Raw genomic sequence first — 7,093 nt, 5'->3', positions numbered from 1 at the left:
CTGAATCCATACTTGTTATAGAAAGAGACAGAGAATTGGGTGGAATTCTTCAGCAGTGCATACATAATGGATTTGGACTGGTAGTTTTCAAGGAAGAGCTTACAGGACCTGAATATGCTGAGAGATTTATTGATGAACTTTCCAGGGAAAACATAGATTACAAACTGGATACAATGGTACTTGAAATAAATAAAGACAAGCAAATCCTTGCAATGAACACTGTGGACGGTCTTGTGAATATACAGGCAAAAGCAATAATACTTTCAATGGGATGCAGGGAGAGAACAAGAGGGTCAATTGCAATTCCTGGATACAGACCAGCAGGAGTCTTCAATGCAGGTACAGCGCAGAGATACTTGAACATGGAAGGATACATGGTGGGCAAGAGCGTTGTAATCCTTGGATCCGGAGATATAGGTCTCATAATGGCAAGAAGAATGACTCTTGAAGGAGCAAAGGTTTTGGTAGTTGCGGAGCTTATGCCTTTTTCTGGCGGACTTACAAGAAATATAGTGCAGTGTCTTGATGACTACGATATACCATTGAAGCTTAGTCATACAGTAACAGATATCAAGGGAAGGGACAGGGTTGAAGGCGTAGTGATTCAAAAGATTGATGAAAACTTCAAACCTATTCCAGGAACAGAAATTGAATATGAATGTGATACCTTGCTTCTTTCAGTAGGACTTATCCCTGAAAACGAACTTTCAAAAGGAGCAGGAATTGAAATGGATTCCAAGACAAGTGGTCCAGTAGTATTTGAGTCAATGGAGACTTCCATAGAAGGAATATTCGCCTGTGGTAATGTTGTACATGTACATGACATTGTGGATTTTGTGACTGAAGAAAGCAGACATGCAGGAAAAGCTGCAGCAAAGTTTGTACTTGAAGTCAAAGCTGATAATAATAAAATCATAGAAACTGAAGCACTGTCAGGCATTGGATACATAGTGCCTCAGAAAGTCAGAATCAATTCTGTTGATGACAAGCTTTCTCTCTTTATGAGAGTAAGAAGCGTCTACCATGATGCAAAGCTTTCAGTGAAAGCTGACGGCGAAGAAATTTATTCAGTGAAGAAGATGCATCTTGCACCTGGTGAAATGGAAAGAATAGACATTAAGAAGGAATTAATAGGTGAGAATGTTGGAAAACTTACAGTGGAGGTAATATAGGAGTATTGGCGATGAAAGAAACTTTGAAAGAAAAAGAAATGATATGTATAGTATGTCCCATAGGTTGTCACATAAATGTTATTGAAAGCAATGAATCTGAAGATGGATATGAAGTTGAAGGGAATAAATGCCCAAGAGGAAAAATATACGGTATAAAGGAAATGACTAGTCCTACAAGAGTTGTATCTACTACAGTTTCTATAGAAAATGCATTCTTGAAAAGACTTCCTGTAAAGACAGATAATCCTGTTCCAAAAGAATTAATATTTGAATGCATGAAAGTCATCAATGGAGTAGTGGTAAAAGCCCCCGTTAAGGTTGGCGATATAATAATAGAAAATATCCTGGATACAGGAGTAAATATCGTTGCAACAAGGAGCATGAACGAAATTAAATAGATATATGATAGATTCCTTAACAAACACGAACTGAAAATTGAGTTTCTGTTTTTTGTTTGTATACTTTATGCTATAATGGTATATAAATATAGCAACAACAATAATTATATAGAGGGTTTAGTATGAATAAGATTGAATGGAAAAAGGAGAAGAACTTGAGTCTTCTCGTTGATTTTTACGAACTGACAATGACAAATGGATATCTTGTAAATGGTGACCAGGACAGCATCGTTTACTTTGACTATTTCTTCAGGAAGGTGCCTGATAGTGGAGGCTTTGCTATTACTGCAGGACTTCAGCAGTTCATTGAGTATCTTATGGAAATAGAATTTTCTGAAATGGATATAGAATTTTTAAGGGGAATGGATCTTTTCGAGGAGAAGTTCCTTGAATATTTGAAAAATTTCAAGTTTACAGGAGATGTGTGGGCAATACCAGAGGGAATTCCCGTATTTCCAAATACTCCAATAATAACCGTTAAGGCACCAATACTTGAGGCACAGCTTATTGAAACAATGCTGCTCCTTACAGTGAACCATCAGAGCCTCATAGCAACCAAGGCAAACAGGATAGCAAGGTCGGCAAAGAATAAGCCGGTTGTTGACTTTGGAGCAAGAAGGGCTCACGGTGTCGATGCAACAATATATGGTGCTAGAGCAGCATATATTGGAGGTTGCTTCGGTACATCAAACCTATTGGCATCAAAAATGTTCGATATACCAGTAATTGGAACCATAGCCCATAGCTGGGTGCAGTTCTACGATGACGACTATACAGCTTTCAAGGCTTATGTGAAGGCCTTCCCTGACAATGCTATCCTTCTTGTTGATACATACAATGTACTTGGGTCAGGAATACCTGAAGCAATAAAGGTTTTTGACGAGCTTGGAGGAGATGGCAAGAAAGGTATAAGACTTGACAGTGGAGATCTTGAATATCTTTCCAAGAAAGCAAGAAAGCTTCTCGATGTAGCAGGATATGAGCATGCAACAATAACAGTATCAAACTCCCTTGACGAATTCCAGATAAGAGAGCTTGAAATGCAGAACTCACCAATTGATTTCTATGGAGTTGGTGAAAGACTTATTACAGCAAGATCTGAAGCGGTTTTCGGAGGGGTCTACAAGCTTGTAGCCGTTGAGAAGGAAGAGGGAATAAGTCCAAGGATAAAGCTTAGTGAAGAAGCTATAAAGGTTACAAATCCAGGATTCAAGGAAGTGTGGAGACTTTATGATAATAGAAATGGAAATGCTTTTGCAGACCTGCTAACCTTTAAGGGAGAAGATATTAAAGCTCCTTACAAACTTTTCGATCCATTGTCTCCTTGGATAAATAAAACTGCAAAGAATTTTACAGCAAAGAAGCTTCAAACTCTCATAGTGCACAATGGAGAGCTGACATATGAATTTCCGACTCTTGAGGAAATTAGGGAAAACCTTAATAACGAACTTTCAAAGCTTTGGGATGGACTTCTAAGGTTTGATAATCCAGACAGATATTTTGTCAACCTGTCCTTTGACCTGTGGTCGGAAAAACAGAAGCTCATAGAAAGATACAGAAATAAATAAATTCATAATTGTGGAGGCATTTAATGAAGAAGAAAATAACTGAAATACTTCATATAAAATATCCATTAATCCAGGGAGGACTAGCCATTGTATCCGATGCAAAACTTGCTTCTGCGGTTTCCAATGCAGGAGGAGCTGGAATCATAGGAGCCGGAGGACATGATGCAGATTGGATGGAGGAACAAATTGACCTAGCAAGGAAGCTTACGGATAAGCCATTTGGAGTAAACATAGTTCTCATGGGTGAAGATAAGGATGAAATAGTTGATATAGTATGTGAAAAAAAACCTGATTTCGTCACCTTTGGTGCTGGGGATCCTATCCCTTACATTAAGAGATTTCAAGAACTTGGCATCATAGTTATCCCTGTGATACCAAGCCTTAGGCTTGCAAAAAAGGTTGAGGCAGCTGGAGCTGATGTGTTGATAATAGAAGGTCTTGAAGCAGGAGGACATATAGGTAGACAAACAACCATGGCTTTGATGACCAATGTCATAGTAAATGTTGACATACCTGTAATTGCTGCAGGAGGAATATCTGATAGAAGAGGAATAATGGCTGCCGTGGCTATGGGAGCTTCAGGAGTGCAGATGGGATCCAGGTTCTTGATTTCAGAAGAATGTCCAGCTCATGTAAATGTAAAAAGAAGGATAGTTGAATCAACTGATATTGACTCGGTAATACTGGGCTATACTATTGATCATAGTGTAAGGGTATTGAAAAACAAGTTTGTTGACAGCTATCTTGAAATCGAGTACAGCGATGAGCCAAGAGAAATGTTGAAGGGCAGGATGAGAGGCATTTATGCCAAGGCGGTAGTAGAGGGTGATGTCGAAAATGGAATGATTCAGGTGGGTCAGAGTCTTGATGTACTTAATGAAATACTTTCCTGTAATGAAATAATTAAAAGACTTTTTCCAGACAAGGAATAACTGGATAAAACGGGATATTATTAAATGTTATAAAGGGGGCACAAATGAAGAACATACCGAATATATTATCAATCTTTAGACTTGTTCTTGCGCCTGTATTTGTTTTTGTATTTTTTTCCGAAATTAAAAATGCACATTCTCTTGCATTGCTTGTATATATAATTGCATCCCTAACTGATTTCCTTGATGGATACCTTGCAAGAAAATACAATCTTATTACGGAAATAGGAAAGGTACTTGATCCATTTGCTGACAAGGTAATGCTAATAACAGTGCTCATATGTTTATATATTTCAGGCAGAATTCCATTCATAATACCTATTGTGGTTGTGGCAAAGGAGCTTTTCATGATTGTTTCGGGTCTAATACTGTATTTCAGGAAGGAGCGGATGGTAATTCCTTCCAATATTTTTGGCAAAAGTGCAACTGTAATGTTTATGTTGTCTATTTTGCTTTTAATGCTTTTCCCAAACAATGACAGCTTTGTTTATCTTTTATATCTTACGATACTAGTAAAAATAATAGCCTTTATCAGTTACAGAAGAACATATGTAAAAAACAAAAAAGAAATGAATTCATAAAAAATACCAGCATATAATACATAAACAGGAGGATAAGCTATGGGAATCTACAAATATATTTATGGTCCGGTGCCTTCAAGAAGAATGGGTATTTCACTGGGTATAAGCCCCATACCAAAAAAGTATTGTAATTATTCATGTGTATATTGTCAGCTAGGTAGAACAAAAAATCTTACAAACAAAAGAAATGAATTCTTTGATTTGAAGGAGATTTTAAAGGAGTTTCAGGATATTTCCAAGAAAGACATATACTACGATGTAGTTACAATAGTCGGAGAGGGAGAACCCACTTTATACAGTGAGCTTGGTAGACTTATTAAAAAAATAAAGACCATGACCGATAAGCCAGTTGCTGTTATCACAAATGGTGCTCTAATGTATGATGAAAAGATAAGAAAGGACCTTATGAAGGCAGATATAGTCCTTCCTTCAATTGATGCATGTAATGAAAATATGTTTACAAGGATAAACAGGCCATCCAGAAGCATAAACTATAATAATATGCTAGAAGGACTTATCGAGTTTTCTAACCACTACAAGGGACAGTTGTGGATAGAGATAATGCTTGTGAAGGGTTATAATGATTCTGTGGATAACCTTATAGAATTCAAGAAGATACTGACTAGAATAAATTATGACAAGCTATATATAAATACTCCAGTGAGACCTCCGGCGGAATCCTATGTCAAGAAAGTAGGCAGTGAAAAGATGGAGCTTGCAGTTGAAATGCTTGAAGGCATATCTATAGATCAGTTGGTATCCGACGGATTCTACAGTGAAATTGAAGATGATGTGTATGCAGTTATGAGCATAATCAAGAGACATCCAATGAATCAATTTGAAATAGTTTCCTTCCTGGAAAAACGTGGTAACAAAAATCCCGTGGGAATATTTGAAAAATTATCATATGTGGATGAAATAGAAGTTGTTGAATATATGAATTACAATACTTACAGACTTGTTTAGCAGGTATTGGATTTAGGTGGTTAACGTAATAATAATAGCTTTGTTTTAGAAAGTTGATGGGTATAAACTAATATTATATTAGATTGATATAATATAATATTAATGGTATAATTCTTTGGTAACAGAACTATAGACGAGAGTGTGGAGATATGAATAAGGAATTTATACGGGAAACAATAACAAAAAATGGACAGATTGATATAGCCAAAACCGCTGTTTTTGTTTCTATGGTGGAAAACAAAGCCAAGGAATCCTTTGTCAGAAAATTTATTGAAGAACTTGGATACAATGTTGTTGTAACAGAGGTTGCTGGTCACGGTGGGGAATTGAAGAAAAAGATAATCAACTCCTGTGTAGGTGCAGCACTTAATCTAAATGTAATTAAAAAGGAAGCACATCAAATTCACGGACTTATACATGCGGCGCAGGAGGCAAGTAGAGGTCTTATGCTTGACATGCCCTTAGATGCCAATCTATATATTAAAATTGCTATAGTGAGCAGCGATCATTGGATAGCAGTTGCAATGTACGGCAATTCCGCATATCATGCTTTGTCAAACCATAGTAGACTAGGTTTGGGACACGTGAATATTTAACAGGATACTAATATTCAAAGTATTTATGTATTGACAAAAATTGCACAATGTGTTAGTTTATGTATATAGAGAGTATGAATTTAGAAATAGAGAATAGAGTATAGAGTGGCTTCTGGCCGTATATAGAGTAGTATTAGAGAAATACAGAGAAATTTATAAAATTAAATGTAATGCTTGATAGAGCATAGAGTATAGAGAACAGGCGAATGGTATACCATTTTCTTGTTTTTGTTTTTTGTAAAAAGAAATTAAATAAAAAAGACTATATAATAATAATTTACAGGAAGTGATTAAATGGGTGTCTTGAAAGGCATAAAAGTTCTTGATTTGACAAGAGTCTTATCGGGTCCCTATTGTTCCATGATACTTGGGGACATGGGTGCAGAAATAATTAAAATTGAAAAACCTGATAAAGGTGATGATTCACGGGAAGTTGGCCCCTTTGTAAATGGGGAGAGCACATATTTCATGAGTATCAACAGAAATAAAAAAAGCCTTGCAGTAGATCTTAGAACTGAAGAGGGTCATGAAATATTCAACGGACTAGTTATGGAAGCCGATATTATCATAGAAAACTATAAGCCAGGTACAATGGAAAAGCTTGGAATCAGTTATGATGATGTCATAAAGATAAAGCCTGATATAATCTACTGTTCGATTTCAGGGTATGGTCAAACAGGTCCCATGAGGGAAAAACCGGCTTATGATGCGGTGATTCAGGCAATGGGCGGTCTTATGAGTATAACTGGACAGGAGAAGCCTACAAGAGTGGGTTCATCGCTTGGAGACATAACAGCAGCACTCTATGGGACCATAGGAATACTGGGAGCGTTATACAGGAAAAAGGATACAGGCAAAGGAGAGCGAATAGACATTTCCA

The 7,093-nt window shown here is 36.8% G+C and carries 8 protein-coding genes; all 8 read left to right on the top strand.

Translation table 11 applies throughout. The annotated features are described in order from the left end of the window. Positions 1-1,172, top strand: a 1,172-nt coding sequence (locus tag AC3AX0_RS04645) for an NAD(P)/FAD-dependent oxidoreductase (RefSeq protein WP_487549140.1), incomplete at its 5' end; no start/stop codon positions are given. A gap of 11 nt (positions 1,173-1,183) precedes the next feature. Then, positions 1,184-1,570, top strand: a complete 387-nt coding sequence (locus AC3AX0_RS04640) for a DUF1667 domain-containing protein (protein ID WP_487549139.1) — start codon at positions 1,184-1,186, stop codon at positions 1,568-1,570. Between the two features lie 122 nt (positions 1,571-1,692). After that, positions 1,693-3,138, top strand: a complete 1,446-nt coding sequence (locus tag AC3AX0_RS04635) for a nicotinate phosphoribosyltransferase (RefSeq protein ID WP_487549138.1) — start codon at positions 1,693-1,695, stop codon at positions 3,136-3,138. A gap of 23 nt (positions 3,139-3,161) precedes the next feature. Further along, complete coding sequence (locus tag AC3AX0_RS04630) at positions 3,162-4,070, top strand: DUF561 domain-containing protein (RefSeq protein WP_487549137.1); 909 nt, start codon at positions 3,162-3,164, stop codon at positions 4,068-4,070. 44 nt (positions 4,071-4,114) lie between these two features. Continuing rightward, a complete protein-coding gene (pgsA, locus tag AC3AX0_RS04625) occupies positions 4,115-4,651 on the top strand; it encodes a CDP-diacylglycerol--glycerol-3-phosphate 3-phosphatidyltransferase (protein ID WP_487549136.1) in 537 nt (178 codons plus the stop codon). Positions 4,652-4,690: 39 nt separating this feature from the next. After that, positions 4,691-5,617 carry a radical SAM protein gene (locus tag AC3AX0_RS04620; protein ID WP_487549135.1) on the top strand — a complete coding sequence of 309 codons (927 nt, stop codon included), beginning with the start codon at positions 4,691-4,693 and terminating at the stop codon, positions 5,615-5,617. Between the two features lie 149 nt (positions 5,618-5,766). Beyond that, positions 5,767-6,213 (top strand): HutP family protein, encoded by a 447-nt coding sequence (locus AC3AX0_RS04615; RefSeq protein WP_487549134.1) that lies wholly within the window; start codon positions 5,767-5,769, stop codon positions 6,211-6,213. A gap of 294 nt (positions 6,214-6,507) precedes the next feature. Next, on the top strand, positions 6,508-7,093 hold a 586-nt coding region (locus tag AC3AX0_RS04610), incomplete at its 3' end, for a CaiB/BaiF CoA transferase family protein (protein WP_487549133.1).

The sequence above is a fragment of the Dethiosulfatibacter sp. genome, assembly GCF_983023055.1.
Note: the sequence above shows the minus strand (reverse complement) of the source record. Positions and strands in the feature narration are given on the sequence as shown.